Annotated in this window: 16 protein-coding genes and 4 pseudogenes; 13 read left to right on the top strand and 7 right to left on the bottom strand. The window is 48.0% G+C overall.

All coding sequences use genetic code 11. The annotated features are described in order from the left end of the window. Positions 1–20 precede the first annotated feature (20 nt). Together GC178_00900 and GC178_00895 are read left to right on the top strand one after the other, a co-directional pair. On the top strand, positions 21–1,490 hold the full coding sequence (locus GC178_00900) for an NAD(P)-binding protein (protein MBI1286113.1): 1,470 nt from the start codon (positions 21–23) through the stop codon (positions 1,488–1,490). A gap of 3 nt (positions 1,491–1,493) precedes the next feature. After that, a complete protein-coding gene (locus tag GC178_00895) occupies positions 1,494–2,552 on the top strand; it encodes a hypothetical protein (GenBank protein MBI1286112.1) in 1,059 nt (352 codons plus the stop codon). Here GC178_00895 and GC178_00890 read toward each other — a convergent pair. After that, a pseudogene (locus tag GC178_00890) lies at positions 2,549–2,635 on the bottom strand (peptide-methionine (S)-S-oxide reductase). The gene GC178_00895 and the pseudogene GC178_00890 sit on opposite strands and share 4 nt — an antisense overlap. Before the next feature lie 280 nt (positions 2,636–2,915). Between GC178_00890 and GC178_00885 the strand changes: the two are divergent. Continuing rightward, positions 2,916–3,323, top strand: a complete 408-nt coding sequence (locus GC178_00885) for a hypothetical protein (GenBank protein MBI1286111.1) — start codon at positions 2,916–2,918, stop codon at positions 3,321–3,323. Here GC178_00885 and msrA read toward each other — a convergent pair. Next, complete coding sequence (msrA, locus tag GC178_00880; GenBank protein MBI1286110.1) at positions 3,320–3,871, bottom strand: peptide-methionine (S)-S-oxide reductase MsrA; 552 nt, start codon at positions 3,869–3,871, stop codon at positions 3,320–3,322. The genes GC178_00885 and msrA overlap by 4 nt on opposite strands. Positions 3,872–4,355: 484 nt before the next feature. Next, positions 4,356–5,633, bottom strand: a complete 1,278-nt coding sequence (locus GC178_00875) for an NAD(P)/FAD-dependent oxidoreductase (protein MBI1286109.1) — start codon at positions 5,631–5,633, stop codon at positions 4,356–4,358. Between the two features lie 121 nt (positions 5,634–5,754). Between GC178_00875 and GC178_00870 the strand changes: the two genes are divergently transcribed. The 10 genes and pseudogenes from GC178_00870 to GC178_00825 all read left to right on the top strand — a co-directional run bounded on the left by GC178_00870 (position 5,755) and on the right by GC178_00825 (position 15,437). Next, positions 5,755–6,813, top strand: coding sequence for an acyltransferase family protein (locus tag GC178_00870; protein ID MBI1286108.1), 1,059 nt, complete (start codon positions 5,755–5,757; stop codon positions 6,811–6,813). Then, complete coding sequence (locus tag GC178_00865) at positions 6,798–7,301, top strand: hypothetical protein (protein ID MBI1286107.1); 504 nt, start codon at positions 6,798–6,800, stop codon at positions 7,299–7,301. The genes GC178_00870 and GC178_00865 overlap by 16 nt, the downstream gene beginning before the upstream one ends. A gap of 338 nt (positions 7,302–7,639) precedes the next feature. After that, positions 7,640–8,185, top strand: a complete 546-nt coding sequence (locus tag GC178_00860; GenBank protein MBI1286106.1) for a transposase — start codon at positions 7,640–7,642, stop codon at positions 8,183–8,185. Next, on the top strand, positions 8,179–8,625 hold the full coding sequence (locus GC178_00855; protein ID MBI1286105.1) for a transposase: 447 nt from the start codon (positions 8,179–8,181) through the stop codon (positions 8,623–8,625). The genes GC178_00860 and GC178_00855 overlap by 7 nt, the downstream gene beginning before the upstream one ends. An 80-nt stretch (positions 8,626–8,705) precedes the next feature. Further along, a pseudogene (locus GC178_00850) lies at positions 8,706–10,124 on the top strand (methylmalonyl-CoA mutase). 18 nt (positions 10,125–10,142) lie between these two features. Continuing rightward, positions 10,143–10,607: pseudogene (locus GC178_00845) on the top strand (DUF559 domain-containing protein). A 126-nt stretch (positions 10,608–10,733) separates the two neighbouring features. After that, positions 10,734–12,668 (top strand): annotated as a pseudogene (locus tag GC178_00840) (methylmalonyl-CoA mutase). Between the two features lie 47 nt (positions 12,669–12,715). Continuing rightward, positions 12,716–14,143: a hypothetical protein gene (locus GC178_00835; GenBank protein MBI1286104.1), complete on the top strand. Its 1,428-nt coding sequence runs from the start codon at positions 12,716–12,718 to the stop codon at positions 14,141–14,143. 3 nt (positions 14,144–14,146) lie between these two features. Further along, positions 14,147–14,788, top strand: a complete 642-nt coding sequence (locus GC178_00830) for a DNA-binding protein (GenBank protein MBI1286103.1) — start codon at positions 14,147–14,149, stop codon at positions 14,786–14,788. Positions 14,789–14,891: 103 nt separating this feature from the next. Continuing rightward, a complete protein-coding gene (locus GC178_00825; GenBank protein ID MBI1286102.1) occupies positions 14,892–15,437 on the top strand; it encodes a transposase in 546 nt (181 codons plus the stop codon). On the opposite strand, the gene GC178_00820 is transcribed toward GC178_00825, so the two are convergent. From GC178_00820 to GC178_00805, 4 genes are all read right to left on the bottom strand, one after another. Continuing rightward, positions 15,422–16,033 (bottom strand): hypothetical protein, encoded by a 612-nt coding sequence (locus GC178_00820; protein ID MBI1286101.1) that lies wholly within the window; start codon positions 16,031–16,033, stop codon positions 15,422–15,424. The genes GC178_00825 and GC178_00820 overlap by 16 nt on opposite strands. A gap of 172 nt (positions 16,034–16,205) precedes the next feature. Further along, the gene (locus GC178_00815; GenBank protein MBI1286100.1) at positions 16,206–16,577 is read right to left on the bottom strand and encodes a hypothetical protein; all 372 of its coding nucleotides are present in this window, start codon (positions 16,575–16,577) and stop codon (positions 16,206–16,208) included. Positions 16,578–16,887: 310 nt separating this feature from the next. Continuing rightward, positions 16,888–17,361 carry a hypothetical protein gene (locus GC178_00810; GenBank protein ID MBI1286099.1) on the bottom strand — a complete coding sequence of 158 codons (474 nt, stop codon included), beginning with the start codon at positions 17,359–17,361 and terminating at the stop codon, positions 16,888–16,890. A 54-nt stretch (positions 17,362–17,415) separates the two neighbouring features. After that, complete coding sequence (locus tag GC178_00805; protein MBI1286098.1) at positions 17,416–18,180, bottom strand: hypothetical protein; 765 nt, start codon at positions 18,178–18,180, stop codon at positions 17,416–17,418. Between the last annotated feature and the right edge of the window lie 278 nt (positions 18,181–18,458).

Genomic DNA, 18,458 nt, shown 5'->3' with positions numbered 1-18,458 from the left:
CCATCTGTTCAATAAATAACGTGAACGAACTTCCATCGAAAGTTGACATTGTAGTTGTAGGAACCGGATTTGCGGGCGTTTGCATGGGCATCAAACTGCTCGAAAACGGCTTCAAGGATTTCCTGATTCTCGAACGTTCTGACGATGTGGGCGGCACGTGGCGCGACAACACCTATCCGGGTGCGGCCTGCGATGTGCACTCGCACCTCTACTCCTACTCGTTTGAACCCAATCCGAACTGGAGCCGCATGTTCGCCAATCACAGAGAGATATACGATTACACCAAGCATTGCGTGCAGAAATACGGGCTGGAGCCGTACATCCGTTACGGGAAATCGGTGCTGGGTGGCGATTATGATGCAGCCACTTCCGAGTGGACTATCAACTTGGCGGATGGCACCAGTTTTAAATGCAACAAGTGGATAAACGGCATGGGGCCGCTCAACCGTCCCGTGTTCCCGAATTTGGAAGGAATCAATGATTTCAAAGGGCCGCATTTCCATTCTTCGAAATGGCGGCATGACGTAGACTTGAAAGGCAAGAAAGTGGCCGTGGTGGGCACGGGTGCCAGCGCAGTTCAAATTGTACCGAACATAGTCGATACCGTTGCGGAACTGCACCTTTATCAGCGCACACCTGCGTGGGTCATCCCCAAACCAGACCGAGAAATGAAAGGCTTCGAAAAGTGGCTTTTCAAACACCTTCCGTTGGTTCAGAAACTGTACCGTTGGCGCATCTATTGGCAGAACGAATTCACGGTGAACCTCATCGTGTTTAATCCGAAATGGACGAAACTCATTGCAGGCATCGGAAAACGTCATTTGAAAAAAGGCATCAAAGACCCCGAACTGCGCGAGAAACTGACCCCGAACTACAGTCCCGGTTGCAAGCGCATTCTGCCATCCAACGTGTTCTACCCTGCCATTGCCAAGGAGAACGTGCAACTGCACACCGAAGGCATTGAGCGCATTACCGAAAGCGGCCTACTGGGCAAGGATGGCCGCGAGACCAAGGTGGATGTGATCATTTACGCCACAGGGTTCGAGGCGGCCGATTTCCCCACATGGTTCAAGGTTTCGGGCAAGGACGGGCAGCAACTGCTGGATGTTTGGAAGGACGGCCCCGAAGCGTATCTCGGAACGGTGGTGAGCGGTTTCCCGAACATGTTCATGCTCATTGGCCCCAACACGGGACTGGGCCACACCAGCATGATCATTATGATAGAGGCTGCAGTACAATACACCATCGAATGCCTGAAAGCGCTGCAACGCCACCACGCTAAGGCGCTGGATGTGAAGCCCGAAGTGCAGCAAACCTACAACGCGGACATACAGCGCAAACTGGCCACCACCGTGTGGGCTGTGGGCGGCTGCAACAGTTGGTACATCTCCAAAACGGGCAAGAACACCTCCGTTTGGCCCGATTTCACTTTCAATTACATGCGCGCTACCAAGAAGGTGAAGGATGGGGATTTTGAGTTTCATAACTAAGGAATGAATCCATTTCGCATCTTTTCGCTTCTAGTACTTCTCAGCCTTTATGGAGGCCATGTAAGAGCACAATCATTTGAAGAAATAACTGATAGAATAATCTACACGGTAAGATTTGACGGAAAGAAGAGCAAGGTTGGTGACTATTATGAGTTTTTGGACGACTCATCAAAAACCAAGGCCATAAATCAACTGTGCGACTTAATTCGAGATGGGAAACTACAAGCGAGCTATTATTGGGGCGATCAGGTTGGAAATATGGTTCAACCTTTCAATAAGTTGAGACATGCACTTGCCGAAGGTCGTTTTTCATGGAACGATAGTATTCAGTACAAATGTGAAAAGGGGAAAAACGCGTTAAGAGATAATCAGGTACACAGAAACCTGATAAACAGTCTTTCATTCTTAGAAAGCTGGCACTATGATGAAAAAACGAATGTGTTCAAAAAGGTTGTAAATGGAGTCATTCTTTTTCAAGATAAATACACCCATAACATTGGCATGACCTGTAATTACTACACGTCACTCAATGACAGCACTATCAATTCTTTTCAAGAAAAATTCTCACTTGGTAGGATAATTTATGATGTTCCCGTTACAAAAACGCAAGAGAATGAGTGTAACGACTATAACTGGTGGCACAACTACCTAGAGCCATCCAAAAGAGAACGTTTTTTTGGTGCGTTAAAGTTTGATGCACTTCGAGATACAGTAACTCCGTTGCCAGCATTCTGGGGTGAATTTCCGTTTGACAGTCTCATTGAAAGAACGGAATACGTCAATACGGGTCTAGCCACCCTCTTTTATGGTAGATCCAATTGGTATTCAAGTGACCCATTATTGTCCGGTATGACGGACAACAAAATTCAAGCTCACAGTTATGAACTTTCTGATTGGACTACAATCAAGAAACTTCGCTTTGATGAAGAATGGTTTTTCGACCCCGAAAACCTCAGGTTCGAGAAGAAAGTACTTGGATTGGGAGTTATTGTCGACACCTTCAATGAAGATGGAGATGTCATTGGAGAGAAATGCCTGCTCTACTACAAATTGAACCCTTAGTTCTTCAACCTATCCTTAAACACCTTTCTGAATTTCTCCGGTTTGGGGCCTACCACGCGTGAGCAGTACGGCTGGTTGGGGTTGATGGCGCAGTAATCCTCTGTTAACCTCCATCGGAGCGTCATGCTGTCCGCCTCAGGCGGATTCAGCATCTATTCCATAGTTCCAAATTGGATAGACCCTGAAACAAGTTCAGGGTGACACGCTCTCGTATGCAGTGTGATAACTCGAAGCGTCATGCTGAACTTGTTTCAGCATCTGAATCCACATAGAACCTTGTAACCACAGACCCTGAAACGAGTTCAGGGTGACACGACCTGATACGTTTGAGAAGATTGAAACGGAGACTAACTTTGATAGGCCATGATCAAAGGGTACTTCTATATCATCAGCAACTATGAACGAACCGTGCTGTATATCGGTGTAACAGGTAATCTGGAAAAGCGAATGTTGAGACATAAGGTTGGTACGGGTTCCGAATTCGCTTCGAAATACAACTGTAAATACCTTTTGTATTACGAGGATTTCCCCGATATGACGCAGGCCATTTCCCGCGAAAAGCAACTGAAACGGTGGCACCGTGAATGGAAGTTCAATCTTATCAGCGAAGCCAATCCAAATTTGGATGACCTTGCTGCTGATTGGTTTGATGAGGAGACTTTGACGAATGCCCGGTTGGGTTTCTCGGAGGCGGATGAATTAGTTGGTTTAGACCCTGAAACCCCGTTCTGCAACGGGGCAGGCTCAGGGTGGCGGCACCTGAGAGGTTAGTGCTTGAGTTTGTCCTTAAACACCTTCCTGAACTTGTCCAGTTTGGGGCCCACCACGCGTGAGCAGTACGGCTGGTTGGGGTTGATGGCGTAGTAATCCTGATGGTAATCTTCCGCTGGGTAGAACGTTTCAAACGCTGAGATCTCAGTTACCACTGGTGCACCGAAGGCATCTTCCCTGTTCAGTGCCGCCTTTTTCTCCTCTGCCAACTGCTGTTGCACAGCCGTGTGGTAGAAGATCACCGAGCGGTACTGCGTACCTACATCCGCGCCTTGGCGGTTGAGTTGCGTTGGGTCGTGCGAGAGGAAGAAGGCCTCCAGCAGCGTTTCGTAGGAGACAATATCGGGGTCGTAGGTCACTTGAATGACCTCCGCATGGCCCGTTCTTCCCGTGCAAACCTCCTTGTAAGACGGATTTTTCACGTGTCCGCCACTGTAGCCAGACACCACGCTGGTAACGCCTTTGATGTCCTGAAACATGGCCTCCACACACCAGAAACACCCTGCTCCGAAAGTTGCTTTCTCCAATGCGGCCTCGCTGCTGCTCATTTTCTGTTCGTTTTTGGTGGTTCCGAAAATACTCATCGCTCCGATGAGAATGATAGATACTATAACGATGGAATACTTCATGGTGGAAGGTAAACAATCCATTTGGCGCAAGGTTCAATCCTCTCGTCTTTCCTGGTCGAAAGGATGATTTTCCATGGACTCCATAACCAGACCGTGAAGCGAACGAACAAATCCGAATAGAGACCAACCCTCTGACCATCCTTGGGATTTTCCATGTTTATACCCCTTGTTCTTTCTAAAACCGATGGGCTGAAAAGGTCATACTTTCAATGTCCTTTATTTGTAGTTGTGGGATTTTCTGTTGAATCCAATTCATAGAACCTCCTTCCAAACCCTTAAAACAGCGGAAGCCTTAAGACTTTCGGCACGGAAGAATTTATCAGATTTGAAAGATCATGTCGCATTGTTGAATGCGTGGTGACATGACCAAACCCTTCAAGAGAAAACTTTATATAACGAGAGCTCAATCGTCCTCCGAACGAACGATGAGCCGTGTTCCCTTATCGAAATTGATGTAGCTCCACGCCCAGTTGATGAATACCACTAAGCGGCTCCGGAAATCGACAAGCAGCATCAGGTGAACGAACATCCAAGTGAACCAAGCGAACAGCCCGCTGAACTTGGCATTGGGAAGATCTACCACGGCACGGTTACGGCCAATGGTGGCCATGGTTCCTTTGTCGTTGAATTTGAAATCGGTGGTCTTGCGGCCTTTGGCCAAGGCGTTGAGGTTCTTGGCCAGATGCGCGCCCTGCTGCCCTGCCACGGAAGCCAGCATGGGATATCCGTTCGGTGTGGTTTCCGATTTTACAGCTGAAACATCTCCCACGGCATAAATGTCGCTCATTCCCTTTACCTCGTGCTGGGCATTGGTCTCCAGGCGGTTGCCGCGTGTCAAGCTCGCATCCAGCCCGCCAATGGGCATTCCTTTTACACCTGCCGCCCAGATAAGCGTATGACTGCGGAACGTATGCTTGTCGGTAACCACCTCTTTGCCGTCAAAATCCTTAACCTGATGGCCGAGCCAGACGTTCACGCCCATCGATTTGAGGAATTTGAGTGTTGCGGTGGATGCATGGTCACTCATATTGGCCAACAGTCGGTCGGCAGCCTCTACCACATGCACCTGCATTCTGCGGATGTCCAGATCGGGATAATCGGTAGGAAGTATCTGTTTCTTCAGTTCGGCCAGCGCCCCTGCCAACTCCACACCTGTTGGACCTCCACCAACTATGACGAAACTCATCAGTGCTTCCTGTTCGGCAATGTCGGTTGCATTGAGAGCCTTCTCAAAGCATTTGAGAATACGGCTTCGAAGGTTCAATGACTCCACGAGATTTTTCATTGGCATGCTGTGCTTCTCCACATTTTCCATTCCGAAGAAATTGCTATCGGCTCCTGTGGCCACCACCAATTTATCGTAATGAATGGGGCCGATGCTCGTTTCAACCACCTTACTTTCAACATCAACCTTCGAGACATCCGCCATGCGGAAATGGAAATGCTCTTTGCCTTTGAAGATCTTGCGAAGCGGGTAAGCAATGGAATCGGGTTCGAGGCCAGAGCTTGCCACCTGATACATCAAGGGCTGAAAGGTGTGATAGTTGTTCTTGTCGATGAGCACCGTTTGGTACAGGCGGCTGTCGATACCCTTTGCCAGTTTGAGGCCGGCAAATCCGCCTCCGATGATCACAACCCTTGGCAGGTCGATGGTGGGAATATTGTGTTCGTCTGCTCCCATTGCGTCAGCAAATGTGAGGATAATACGAACCGGTTGTATGGCATTAACACTCTTTTACATTTCTGGTCGATCTGGTTCGGTCAATGGAAATGATACTCATTAAAACCTACATTCGGGGCGGATGAGGTACATCGGTCAGTTCACGTTTCTGCGCTTTCTGGCGGCCGCTTTGGTAGTGGTATTCCATTTTGGGAAGGATGTCTTTCCATTCGACCAAGGCGGGCTGAAGGAACTGGTAAATGAAGGTTCCATTGCGGTCAGCTTCTTTTTTTTCCTGTCGGGCATGGTGCTGGGCATCCGCTACATGAACGATACAACGCTACGGTTCGGCCCCTTTATGCTGAAACGCATTGCCCGCATCTATCCCACGTACCTGCTGGCATTTGTGGCCGCGCTGGTGCTGATGATGGTCTTCAAGAACGCCTATCCGCGTGGGTTGAGCATCATTCTACAGGCGTTGTCGCTACATGCGTGGGCCCCGGGCAGTTGCCTGGCCATCAACTTTCCGGGATGGTCCATTTCGGTGGAGATGTTCCTCTATCTCATGTTCCCGTTGCTGGTGGTACCATTCCGCAGGCTTTCGCTTACAAATGCTACGGTTGCCACCCTTGCGCTATGGGCGATAAGCGGTGTGCTGCATGTGCTTGCCTCCAAGTACCTGTACCGACCGAATGACCCTGCCATCGGTCAGTTCATCCTTTATTTTCCGCCATGGCATCTCAACGCGTTCGTTTTCGGGATGCTGGGTGCGCGGTTCATTCAAGAGATGCAGTTGACGGAAAATCCTCGCCCAGTGCTCTCCAAAGTGCTTTACGTGGTAGGAGCGCTTCTCTTCGTTGGCATCCTTACCACGCAGAACCCAGTTCGGCCTTACACGCACAACGGCCTGCTCTCTCCCATCTACTTCATGGTGTTGTTGGGGTTGGCGGCAGACCGTTCGGCCTTTACACGCCTGCTTGCTGCCAAACCGCTTGAGCTGCTGGGCAACGCCAGCTACGCGCTGTACATCCTTCAATGGCCCATATATCTTGTATTTGAACAAGTAGTACCTGATGATGCCCTGGGCAATGGACGGTTCTACCTCTACTTTGTCATCCTTACCCTGACCAGCGTGGCGAGCTACCTGCTGTTTGAAAAGCGGATGAAACGGCTTATTCTGATGAAATGGAGTTCAAAGTAACGGTATGTACGGTTTTTGATTGTCCTCTGGAGCGAGCGTTCCGAACGCCCATGCTCTGCGATGTGACGAAGGTGCACACGGGTTTCGGGCTGATGCCCAAGGTGACGCACACCACCGATGATGCCGATTGGGGCAAAGTGGGTGCCAGCAAGGCGATCCATGTGGCTCCCTCGCTGACGCAGAAAGGAGGCGTGGGCTCTACCGACACGGTGCTGGAACGCGTGGAAAATGAATACTGGAAGATCGAAGTGGGCAATTTCACTTCGTGGATGCTGGGCTTTACCCGCTTTGTGGGCGAATGGAGCACCACGGCAATAGATACCGATACCACGGCCATCACCTATACGTACACGCTACATTCCAACGCGCCTTTGCTCTACCCGTTCAATTGGCTGTTTGCCAACACCTTCTGGCGCATTTACATGCGGCATGTGTTGGAGAACGTGCGGAAGATGGCGTACGCGCAGGAGCCTTATCTGTATGAATGAATTCGACAGGGTCATAATGAGCCCCTTTGAATCCATGAAATAGTTAACTGAACGAACACGCAAGGGAACGCCAATCCTTCGATAGTTCGGCAGGCTCCTTTAGACTTGCATTGACATTTTGCAAGTGTAAACCAGTCTTTAAAAGGATGTAGAAAAGAAGAAATAGGAGGTGAACTACGGCAGGCTCCAAGCTTTGATGCTTACGCGCTGATTCAGACCTCCACTTTCTTACCACAGCCAGTACTCAAATAGAAATTCGGACCCACGACCCATTATAGGAGTTAAGTTCCACTGTGTATCCTTCCTTCTCCTTAAGTAGACCTCTTAAAATCAAAATCATGAATAAACATGAAGTATTTGTGGGAGTGGACATCAGTAAAAAGACCTTGGACATCAGCTTGGGGTCGGACGGCAATTACGATGACCATCGTATTGATAACACCACCGGCAGCATTCGAAAGTTCTTCAAGAAACATTTGAATGAAGGCTTTTTCATTATCGGTATGGAGAACACCGGAAGGTACAACTGGCCGTTACTGAGTGTGTTGAGCGACCATTGTTTCAAAGTCTTTGTCATCAACCCACTGCACATCAGCAAGAGCCTTGGACTGGTAAGGGGCAAGGATGACCGGACAGATGCCAAGCGTATCTGCAATTTCATCGGAAAGAACCACGCGGAACTCACTCCCTGGAAACCGAAAAGAAAGGTGATAGACGCCTTGGGTGTTCTGATCTCTGAACGCAGACGATTGAAAAAAATGAAGACTCAGACGCTTTGCGCACAGAAAGACTTTGACCTTTTGGACAATGGTCCCACCAAAAAAGCATTGACAGGGAACAATCGAGGACTGATCAAAGATCTCAATAAGCATGTTAGATCGTAGAGACAGCTCTGGATGAACTGGTGAAGCAGGATGAAAGTCTGAATCAGCAGAGCAAACTTCTGCGGACGGTTACAGGCATCGGCAAGGTCCTTTGTTGGAATCTGCTCTACAAGACCAACGGGTTCATCTCCATATCCGACCCGCGTAAAATGGCCTGTTACGCTGGCGTTGTACCTTTTGAACACTCATCCGGAACATCGGTCAGAGGCAGAAGTAGGGTGTCGCACTATGCTGATAGAGACCTGAAAGGAATTCTTCATCTGGCCGCAATGAGTTCCATCCGTTTGGACGGTGAACTAAGAACCTATTATCTGAGAAAAGTAGCCGAGGGCAAAAACAAAATGAGCGTTTTGAATGCAGTAAGAAACAAGATACTGCACAGGGCTTTTGCTGTGATAAAAAACCAAAAACCGTATCAGGATAATTTAGTCGTGTCATAGAAATCAGCGCAGGCTACCTATGGGCAAGAATCAATAAACCCCAAAGGCTAAATCGTAAATTCGCGGAATAACACGAGACGATGCAGGAAGTAGCGCCATACAGACCGAAGAATAAGATCAGAATTGTGACCGCGGCCAGCCTTTTTGACGGGCACGATGCGGCCATCAACATTATGCGCAGGATCATACAGAGCACGGGCTGCGAGGTGATCCATTTGGGGCACGACCGCAGCGTGGAGGAAGTGGTGAACTGCGCCATTCAGGAGGATGTGCAGGCCATTGCGATGACGAGTTACCAGGGCGGCCACACGGAGTATTTCAAGTACATGCACGACCTGCTGAAGGAGAAGGGCGCGGGGCACATCAAGATTTTCGGTGGCGGTGGCGGAACCATTCTGCCTGAAGAGATTCAAGAGCTGCACGCGTACGGCATTTCGCGCATTTATCACCCTGACGATGGCCGCGAGATGGGCCTGCAGGGCATGATCAACGATATGGTGGAGCAATGCGATACGACCCCTCCTGACCTCCCCAAAGGGGAGGGAGTTCGAAGGTTGAAACCTTCGAGTGTCAACACAATTGCGCGGCTTATTACGATTGCGGAGAATGATAATGAGGGATTTCACGCAAAGTATGCGGATGAACTGGCGAAGCAGATTTCCTCCCCCTCGGGGAGGTCAGGAGGGGTACCCGTTTTGGGAATTACGGGTACGGGCGGTGCAGGAAAATCATCGTTGGTGGATGAGCTGGTGCGCAGGTACTTGATCGATTTCCCAGAGAAGACGATCGCGATCGTTTCGGTGGATCCAACGAAGCGGAAAACGGGCGGTGCGCTTTTGGGCGACCGTATCCGCATGAACGCCATCAGAAACCCGCGTGTTTTTATGCGTTCGTTGGCCACGCGCCAGAGCAATTTGGCGATGAGCAAGCACGTGCAGGAAGCGGTGGATATCCTGAAGGCCGCGCATTACGACCTGATCATTCTCGAAACTTCGGGAATTGGCCAGAGCGATACGGAGATCATGGATCACAGCGATGTTTCGTTGTATGTGATGACACCTGAGTTCGGAGCGGCCACGCAGTTGGAGAAGATCGACATGCTTGATTTTGCCGATCTGGTGGCCATCAACAAGTTCGATAAGCGCGGTGCGTTGGATGCGCTTCGCGATGTGAAGAAGCAGTACAAGCGCAACCGCCAGTTGTGGGATATGAAGGACGAGGATGTTCCTGTTTATGGAACGATTGCCAGTCAGTTCAACGACCCAGGCACGAATTCGCTGTACAAGGCAATTATGGATGAGGTGGTGAAGAAAACGGGTGCCGACCTGCAATCCACGTTCGAGATAACGGACGAGATGAGCGAGAAGGTGTTCGTTATTCCACCGAACAGAACGCGGTACTTGTCGGAAATTTCGGAGAACAACCGTGCGTACGATAAGTGGGTGAATGAGCAGGCGGAAGTGGCTGAGAAACTGTTCGGGTTGAATGAGGCTATCAAGTTGTTTGGTGGACAAGACATGTTGACCTCCTCCAGCCCCGTCCAGAATAATGACCTCCCCCAACCCCTCCTTTCGAAGGAGGGGAGCGAGGGCTCCGATTCAGGTTTTCATAAAACTGAACCGACTTACAAGCAAGGGAATTCGGTTATGAATTTGCCGCAACTGAAAACGTTCAGGCAGCAATTGCGGTCGAATATGACACCTGCCGAAGCACAGCTCTGGGAGAACCTGAAAGAGAAGAAGCTGGAAGGAAGAAAGTTCCGAAGACAACACAGCGTTGGGAATTACATCCTTGATTTCTATTGCCCCTCTGAGAAGTTGGGTATTGAGCTGGATGGAGAAGCACATAATAATCCGAGCGCAGAAGAATACGACCAGGAACGGACACTTTTCTTGAATCAATTTGGCATCAAGGTCATCCGATTTGAAAACCACTTGGTATTTGAAAGGTTAGATGCGGTGCTTGAAGCCATTTCGGAAGAGTTTGGGTGGAGTAATGACCTCCCCCTACCCCTCCTTTCAAAGGAGGGGAGTTCGGGCTCCGAGCAAAGGTTGGATCAGGGCACCAGTTCCCCTCCTGGGAAGGAGGGGTTAGGGGTGGTCGAAGAACTCATTCAAAAGTTCAATCAGACCAAACTCGACCTCGACCCGCGCAACTGGCTCATTATTGAAGAATGGCCGCAGCAGGCGCAGCGCTACAAGGATGAGTTCTACAAGTTCAAGGTGCGCGACAAGGAGATCAAGATCAAGACGCACACGGAGAGTTTGAGCCACCTTCAAATTCCGAAGGTTGCCACACCGAAATACCGCAATTGGGGCGACCTTTTGAAGTGGATATTGCAGGAGAATGTGCCAGGCGAATTCCCATACACGGCAGGTATCTATCCGTTCAAGCGTGAGGGCGAAGACCCGACCAGAATGTTTGCGGGAGAAGGCGGCCCAGAACGTACGAACAGACGTTTCCATTACGTTTCGATGGGATTGCCAGCCAAGCGATTGAGCACGGCTTTCGATAGCGTCACGCTTTACGGAAACGACCCAGACCACCGTCCAGACATCTACGGAAAGGTGGGCAACTCAGGCGTGAGCATCTGTTGTTTGGATGATGCGAAAAAGCTCTACTCGGGCTTCGACCTGACCAACCCGATGACCTCGGTTTCAATGACCATCAATGGGCCAGCACCCATGTTGCTTGGGTTCTTTATGAATGCAGCTATTGATCAGGAATGTGAGAAATACATCCGCGCCAACGGCTTGGAAGGTGAAGTCGAGAAAAAGAAAAAGGAAAAATGGGATGATGCAGGTCTGAAGCGGCCTGAGTATCAAGGAGAACTTCCCGAAGGAAATGACGGATTGGGTCTTTTGCTACTTGGCGTGACGGGCGATGAAGTGCTTCCAGCGGATGTGTATGCCAAGATCAAAGCGGATGCGCTGAGCAAGGTTCGTGGTACTGTTCAGGCGGATATCCTGAAGGAAGACCAAGCACAGAACACGTGCATTTTCAGCACGGAATTCGCGCTGCGACTGATGGGCGATGTGCAACAGTATTTCATCGAGCATAACGTGCGCAACTTCTACTCGGTGAGCATCAGCGGGTACCACATTGCCGAGGCGGGCGCCAACCCGATCTCGCAGTTGGCATTTACGCTGGCAAACGGCTTTACTTATGTGGAATACTACCTGAGCCGCGGCATGGACATCAACAAGTTCGGGCCGAACCTGAGTTTCTTCTTCAGTAACGGCATCGACCCAGAATATGCGGTCATTGGTCGTGTGGCACGAAGAATTTGGGCCAAAGCGCTGAAGCAGAAATACGGTGCCGACCCACGTGCTCAGATGCTGAAGTATCACATCCAAACAAGTGGTCGTAGTCTGCACGCGCAGGAGATCGATTTCAACGATATCCGCACCACGCTACAGGCGCTGTACGCCATTTACGACAACTGCAACTCGCTGCACACCAATGCTTACGATGAGGCCATCACCACTCCAACGGAGGAAAGCGTGCGCAGAGCGATGGCCATTCAGCTGATCATTAACCGTGAGTTGGGATTGGCTAAGAACGAGAACCCGATACAGGGCGCGTTCATCATCGAAGAACTGACCGACCTTGTAGAAGAGGCGGTGCTACTGGAATTCGACCGTCTGACAGAGCGCGGTGGCGTGCTGGGCGCGATGGAAACCATGTATCAGCGCAGCAAGATCCAAGAGGAAAGTCTGTACTACGAAACGCTGAAACACACGGGCGAATACCCGATAATCGGTGTGAACACGTTCCTTAGCAGCAAGGGCTCTCCCACCATTCTGCCCAAGGAGGTGATACGAGCGACCACGGAGGAAAAGGAGTACCAGATAGAGATGCTGGGCAACCTCCACAAGGCCAAGGCCGAAAAAGCGGAAGCTTCATTGGAGAAACTGCAACATGCGGCCATCCAGAACGCTAACATGTTCGATGAAATGATGGAAGCCGCCAAGCATTGCTCTCTGGGACAGATCACCAATGCGCTGTTTGAGGTTGGTGGGCAGTATAGGAGGAATATGTAGGAAATATCCTGTTGGCTTCTTGAAGCCTTTTACAGTTCTTTAATGCTATGGATGAGGAAGTCGTTCGCGGACCAAAATGGGAGATTGAAACCCTTGAACCTATGTCAGGTGAGGAGTTCACCACTTGGCTAAACTCAGACAGTGAAGGCCTCTATAATAAACGTATTACAGAGCCGATTAGGTTTAACGGGGAGAACCTTGTCAAAAAGTACATTGCAAATTGTGCTTTTGAAGATGGGTTGGAGATAAATGTCAACAACAAAGAAGGAGCATATTTATCATTTGATTACTGCCTAATAAAAGGACAAGCAGATTTTTTCACAAACACTCATCATGTAAGGTGGGTGTTTAACACGTGTAAATTCCACGATGTAGAGTTTTATTCGTGCGTAGATGGTTCCATTAGCGTTATAAACTGTGACGTGGGAGGCAAACTGGTCTTTCAATCGGTCAAAGATGCTCAAATCAACCTAGACGACATCAAGGTTCTTGGTTCCATTAAGTTTATTAATCTGAAAGCCGAATATGACTATAGCACAATTCGTCTGACTGATATAATCTGTTCCGAAATGCTTAACATTTCTTCGGATCGGATAATAAAAGAGTTCAAAATCTTTTCTGGAAGTTTTGGCTCAATCAACATTAGTGCTCCAATCAATCAACTTGAAATAGGTCAAAAAGAAGTTTGCCTAAACGCGACAAAACTGAACCTTTCAGGATACAATTATGAAGGAGAAGTTTTTATTCGGAATGTGAGGCTTGATCATTTGGTTATTGATGATATAGTTGGAGATAATACATCGTTCGAAATCATGGACACAGCCATTAACAAACGCTGGTCGATGACAAATTCCGCTCCTGAATATTTCTATGTTCTTAACTTAACCTGTTGTCAATTAAGCCAACTCTACTTTGATAATTCGTTATTGGCCAAATGCACTTTTTCAAACATTACTTGGCCAAAACGCAATCTTCTTCAATCAAAAGCAAAAGACGAGAAAGTAAAGCACCGAGTTCTTCGGGAAGCCTATCGACAATTGAAGCAGGCAATGTTGAAGGATGGAAACAATATCGATGCGCTGTCATTTTACAGAAATGAACTTGAAGAGTACAGAGCTTTTGTCAAAGGCAATAATGATGTCAAACGAGAGGATAAAATCATCCTTTGGATGATGAGGACTTTCAGCGACCATGGCCAAAGTTTTGCCCGACCGATTGCTTGGTTAATTGGGGTTCATCTTGTTTTCTTTCTGTTGATGATTTTGGCGAATTACCACGGATATTACTTCACGACCAATCATGATTGGTCTGTTGTACCTGATTTGATTGGTGAATATTTGACGCTATTAAATCCAGCGCATCGTTCCATGAACATTTCGGGTTGGCAAGAGGTTATTGACTTCTTAATGCGCCTTTCATCAGGCTTCTTCATTTACCACATTATTCGCGCAAGTAGAAAATTTGCAAAAGTTTAAACCATGAAAAAAATAGGCATTCTCGGTTCAGGCGCTGTGGGGAAAACCCTTGGCGCTGGTTTTCTGAAACACGGCTATGAAGTGATGCTCGGCACACGTAATGCCGAGAAGTTGGAAGAATGGAAAGCCGCCAACCAAGGTGCGCAGATCGGTTCTTTTGAAGAAACTGCGGCTTTCGCAGATATTGTGGTGCTGGCCGTAAAAGGCACAGCGGCCAAAAGTGCGTTGGAATTGGCTGGAGGAGACAACCTCAATGGCAAGATCGTTATTGACACCACCAACCCGATAGATGGTGCACCGACCAACGGTGTGCTCAATTTCTTCACGGAGCAGAACAGTTCGCTGATGGAGCAGTTGCAGTCGGCTTTCCCAAAGGCGCGTTTTGTCAAGTCATGGAACAGCATCGGTTCAGCCTTTATGGTCAACCCCGATTTCGGTGGGGAGAAACCTGCCATGTTCATCTGCGGCAATGATGATGCGGCCCGAAAAAAAGTGTCAGAAATCCTTGTTCAATTCGGTTTTGAGGTGGAAGACATGGGCATGGCCGAGGCCGCCCGAGCGATTGAACCACTTTGCATGCTGTGGTGCATTCCTGGTTTTCGCGAAGGCCGCTGGAGCCATGCTTTTCGGTTGTTGAAACGGTAGGGGCGTATGGAAATACGGCCTTTTGCCAACGTTTTTAATTGGGGCGTATGGCCATACACCCCTACGGTGGGAAATTGAAACGTCCGTTTTGTAATTTCCATTTATGAAACGTGACCGCCAATCCATCCGATTGAAAGGCTATGATTATTCGGCCGAAGGCGCATATTTCGTTACCATCGTCTGCAAAGACCGATTGCCGTGGTTCGGGGAAATCGTTGACGGTGAAATGCAATTGACCGATGCTGGAAAGATCGTTGAGGAAGAATGGCTGCACGGTGCGGAATTGCGTTCAGAAATTACATTGGATGCGTTTGTGGTGATGCCCAACCATTTTCATGGCATTGTGGTCATTGGCGAGCCGTTGGTACCATTGGCCGGTGTGCATGGTAAGGGCGTGCCGCGGCACGCCCCTACGCCAATGGGTTCGAAACCAAATACGTTGGGAACAATTGTTCGCATGTTCAAACAGGCATGTACCAAGCGCATCCGCCAATCCGTGTCGGCAGATTTTGCATGGCTACGCGGCTACCACGACCGCATCATCCGAAATCAGGAGGAATTACAGAAAATTCAGAGTTATATTCAGAACAACTCGGCTATGTGGAACGAGGATAGATTCAACTCTCGGTTCGATCAGCCACGAAACTGAAACTCACCGATGAACCTGAATGGCGGTTCCTTCTTCTCAAGAAGTACAACCGAATTGACCGTGAAGGAGCTATTGTAAGGCCTATCCTCGTAGGTTGGCCAAAGCGAGTCAAACTCATTTTTGGTCAGTCCGCTGGCAACCGTCATGTGCGGGTGATCCGTTAGGAATGGCCTACTGGTATTCGGAATGGAAACAGCATTTCGGAGTTCTTTGAAAAGTTTCTGTGGAACCGAAACAATTTCAGCCTCTGAACTTGGTTTAACAAAAATCACATTGGAACCAAGATTGAAACATCCAAATCCGTTAAGTTCAATCTCAAACGGAGAAAGCGACCTGCATTCATTTTCCAGAACTTCAATCATTTTAAGTTCATGGACATCGCTCATTTTTATCAGCCAAAGGGTAATATGCGGTTTTGAATTATAGCTCCTAAATGACCTATCCAGCAATTGCTTCACTTCTTCTTTCATTCTTCTTACATCCGAGCTAACCTCCCTTGAGGGGTTGATCACCAAAAGATATTGCCTTCTGGTTCCCTGAAGGCTGGGTATTGGTTTTGTCAGTTTTGGTTCATTTGGAAACAATTCTACTTGCATGACTGTAATCTTGCACTTACGCGAAATTGAATCAAAAACTCAAGCCCTGAAGTTTAAACTGTTTGACATGAACCTCATTGATTTGATCAGCATGACCCTGTACAATTTCCTAAATCTCCAGATTTCCGTGAAGACCACTGGAGCCACGCTTTTCGGTTGTTGAAGAAGTAGATCACTGCTTCTGACCGGAGAACTGCTCGTTACTGCCATAGTTGTACGCAAGATTGTACACTCCATTCACCTTGGTAAAGGTTATCTGATTCTGTGCCACGCAACTGATGCACGTAAACACGCCCGCCACGTTATTCATGTTGGCAGTCCATGCTGTTCCGTGGCCATCTGAAGGTGAGATCCTGACAACCTCAGAGGTCACATCGGTTATCACTACCGTAAAGGAAGTATTCTGAAAAGAAGGGTTGCTGATTTTCATAACGCCAACATAGGTTCCAACAATCGGAGCCACCAGATCAGGTTCGCTCGAATTGCAGGAAACGATGGCTGTGATAGGAACAATCAGAATAAGGTACCGGAAAATCGCTTTCATATCGAAGGAGGTTTGGGGAAAGATAAGCACCTTTTCAAATTGAATTACAAACTACATTTACACATTCTTTCAGCGTTGCTGCGTGGACAACACCTCGGTGAGTTGCCACTCCAGTTTGAGCGGCTCGCCCGAAAGCGCCATGCCCTCCTCGTTGGCCTTGTTGCCCACGCGGTGTACTGAAATATGCTCGATGCTGCCTAATGCGTTGTCTTCTGTCATGGTTCTGTGGGCACTGATATTTTGAGGGCTTGAAGCTAGGAAGGTATTTGGAATTGTGGGAAGGGGCTGGAAAGGAATCAATGTCGATAGCTCATATTTTTTTGAGATAGACCGCATATGATCCAATATAGACAATGGCGTAAGTGGCACCCTCGTAAACAGGCGTTTCGTTCCAAGGATATTTGGAGTATTCAACATACAGCTGGTCTCCGTTCACATTAAAAGTCTTCACATCATAGAGCAATTCCCCGACTGGACAGGAAATGAGATACTTATAGATGATCTTCCCTTCGGGATTCAGGTGAATAAATTCTCCCCATTTCTTATGCATCTCTTCGGCATATTTGATGTAGGCCGCCTCCAGTTGCTCCCTTGATAATCCCGTGGTGTCCGGCCTATCAGGTAAGCGTTCTTTGATGCCTAAGACCACCTCTGAAGCACCGAACCAGAGCCCGGTCGTACGTAGGTCATTCGTATCAAGAAGGTCATAAATGGTGGGTTGCGCCAGTCCTACTTGGGTTATTCCAAGCAACAGAACCACCCAAAGAGGGGTAGCAAATTTCATGGTTGTTTATTTGAAAAGGCTTATTCGTTAATCACATAATCCTTCGATTACCGCCTATTCACAACTCCATCGAGTATTAACTTGGCATGAATTGAGCACATAAGAATACCCTTTATCCCTGATGAATTTGGCAACCTCGTCCGAATAAACCAGATATATTAATGTCTTGGCTTTAGGATGCGAGACATTGGATGCTGGTATACTTATCGGAGGCAAGTGAATTTCGGCAATAAGTTTTCTTTTGGTTGTATCTGTAAACTCAAGAGTACAGCCTAACTTATCTATATAATTACTGCTGCTAACGTCAAACGAAAACTTGGAAAATCCAGAATCATTAACACAGATTTGAAAATTCTGACCAAGTGCTGAACCACAGAAAATTTTTCTGTGGGTTGGTAGCCATTTAGTAATAGTGCAAGAAGGACTGTCGAATAGGTCAAACTCTTTCAGTGTTGTATTATACTCGAAACAACCATTTTTATCCTTATAAAAACGCACAAAAGCAGTGTCATAAAACATCAGTGAATATTTCTTGGTGTCATCTTTCAGAAAACCCGCAGTAATCACGTCCTCCAGTTTATTACGCTGAGCTATAGTATCAGATATGGAAAATAGATCTTGAAGAACTTCTTGCTCCAACTTTAGCTTCCTTGACTCAATATCTCCTTGGATGGTATCATTATTAGCTCCTTGCAAATAGATGCCTCCAATGATTGCAGAAATCACCACAACTGCGCTAGGCATTACTTTCATAAGCCATTCACAAAAAATGGATGCGTAGAAGTAAAAACCGGATTTCCTTTTTGATTTTTCAGACATATACCAAACCTACAACATCGCCCTCACAAAACAAATAGCCCCCGTCCGAAAGATTCAAACAGGGGCTATCGATATTCTGGGTTGGAGAAAGGCCATTCGTTTAGCTTCAAGATCAACTTGAATGACCATGAAATCAGCAAAAACTGCCTAAATCCCATCATTTCAGGACGCTCCAAAATGATTTCGGAACATTCCGAAATGGTTTCCGGTTCACCTCCAGAGCCTTCCGGTGAAGCTTGGAGCATTAAAGGTTCAAAGGAAATGACAGGGCTTTTTAG

This window comes from Flavobacteriales bacterium, from assembly GCA_016124845.1.
Taxonomy (GTDB): domain Bacteria; phylum Bacteroidota; class Bacteroidia; order UBA10329; family UBA10329; genus UBA10329.
Note: the sequence above shows the minus strand (reverse complement) of the source record. Positions and strands in the feature narration are given on the sequence as shown.

Excerpts from the sequence above, each read along its gene's own strand:
- GC178_00860 (MBI1286106.1), top strand. The coding sequence starts at position 7,640 with ATGAATAAACATGAAGTATTTGTGGGAGTGGACATCAGTAAAAAGACC.
- GC178_00825 (MBI1286102.1), top strand. The coding sequence starts at position 14,892 with ATGAAACGTGACCGCCAATCCATCCGATTGAAAGGCTATGATTATTCG.
- GC178_00885 (MBI1286111.1), top strand. The coding sequence starts at position 2,916 with ATGATCAAAGGGTACTTCTATATCATCAGCAACTATGAACGAACCGTG.
- GC178_00820 (MBI1286101.1), bottom strand. The coding sequence starts at position 16,033 with ATGCAAGTAGAATTGTTTCCAAATGAACCAAAACTGACAAAACCAATA.
- GC178_00830 (MBI1286103.1), top strand. The coding sequence starts at position 14,147 with ATGAAAAAAATAGGCATTCTCGGTTCAGGCGCTGTGGGGAAAACCCTT.
- GC178_00865 (MBI1286107.1), top strand. The coding sequence starts at position 6,798 with ATGGAGTTCAAAGTAACGGTATGTACGGTTTTTGATTGTCCTCTGGAG.
- msrA (MBI1286110.1), bottom strand. The coding sequence starts at position 3,871 with ATGAGCAGCAGCGAGGCCGCATTGGAGAAAGCAACTTTCGGAGCAGGG.
- GC178_00815 (MBI1286100.1), bottom strand. The coding sequence starts at position 16,577 with ATGAAAGCGATTTTCCGGTACCTTATTCTGATTGTTCCTATCACAGCC.
- GC178_00895 (MBI1286112.1), top strand. The coding sequence starts at position 1,494 with ATGAATCCATTTCGCATCTTTTCGCTTCTAGTACTTCTCAGCCTTTAT.
- GC178_00870 (MBI1286108.1), top strand. The coding sequence starts at position 5,755 with ATGAGGTACATCGGTCAGTTCACGTTTCTGCGCTTTCTGGCGGCCGCT.
- GC178_00875 (MBI1286109.1), bottom strand. The coding sequence starts at position 5,633 with ATGGGAGCAGACGAACACAATATTCCCACCATCGACCTGCCAAGGGTT.
- GC178_00805 (MBI1286098.1), bottom strand. The coding sequence starts at position 18,180 with ATGTCTGAAAAATCAAAAAGGAAATCCGGTTTTTACTTCTACGCATCC.
- GC178_00810 (MBI1286099.1), bottom strand. The coding sequence starts at position 17,361 with ATGAAATTTGCTACCCCTCTTTGGGTGGTTCTGTTGCTTGGAATAACC.
- GC178_00835 (MBI1286104.1), top strand. The coding sequence starts at position 12,716 with ATGGATGAGGAAGTCGTTCGCGGACCAAAATGGGAGATTGAAACCCTT.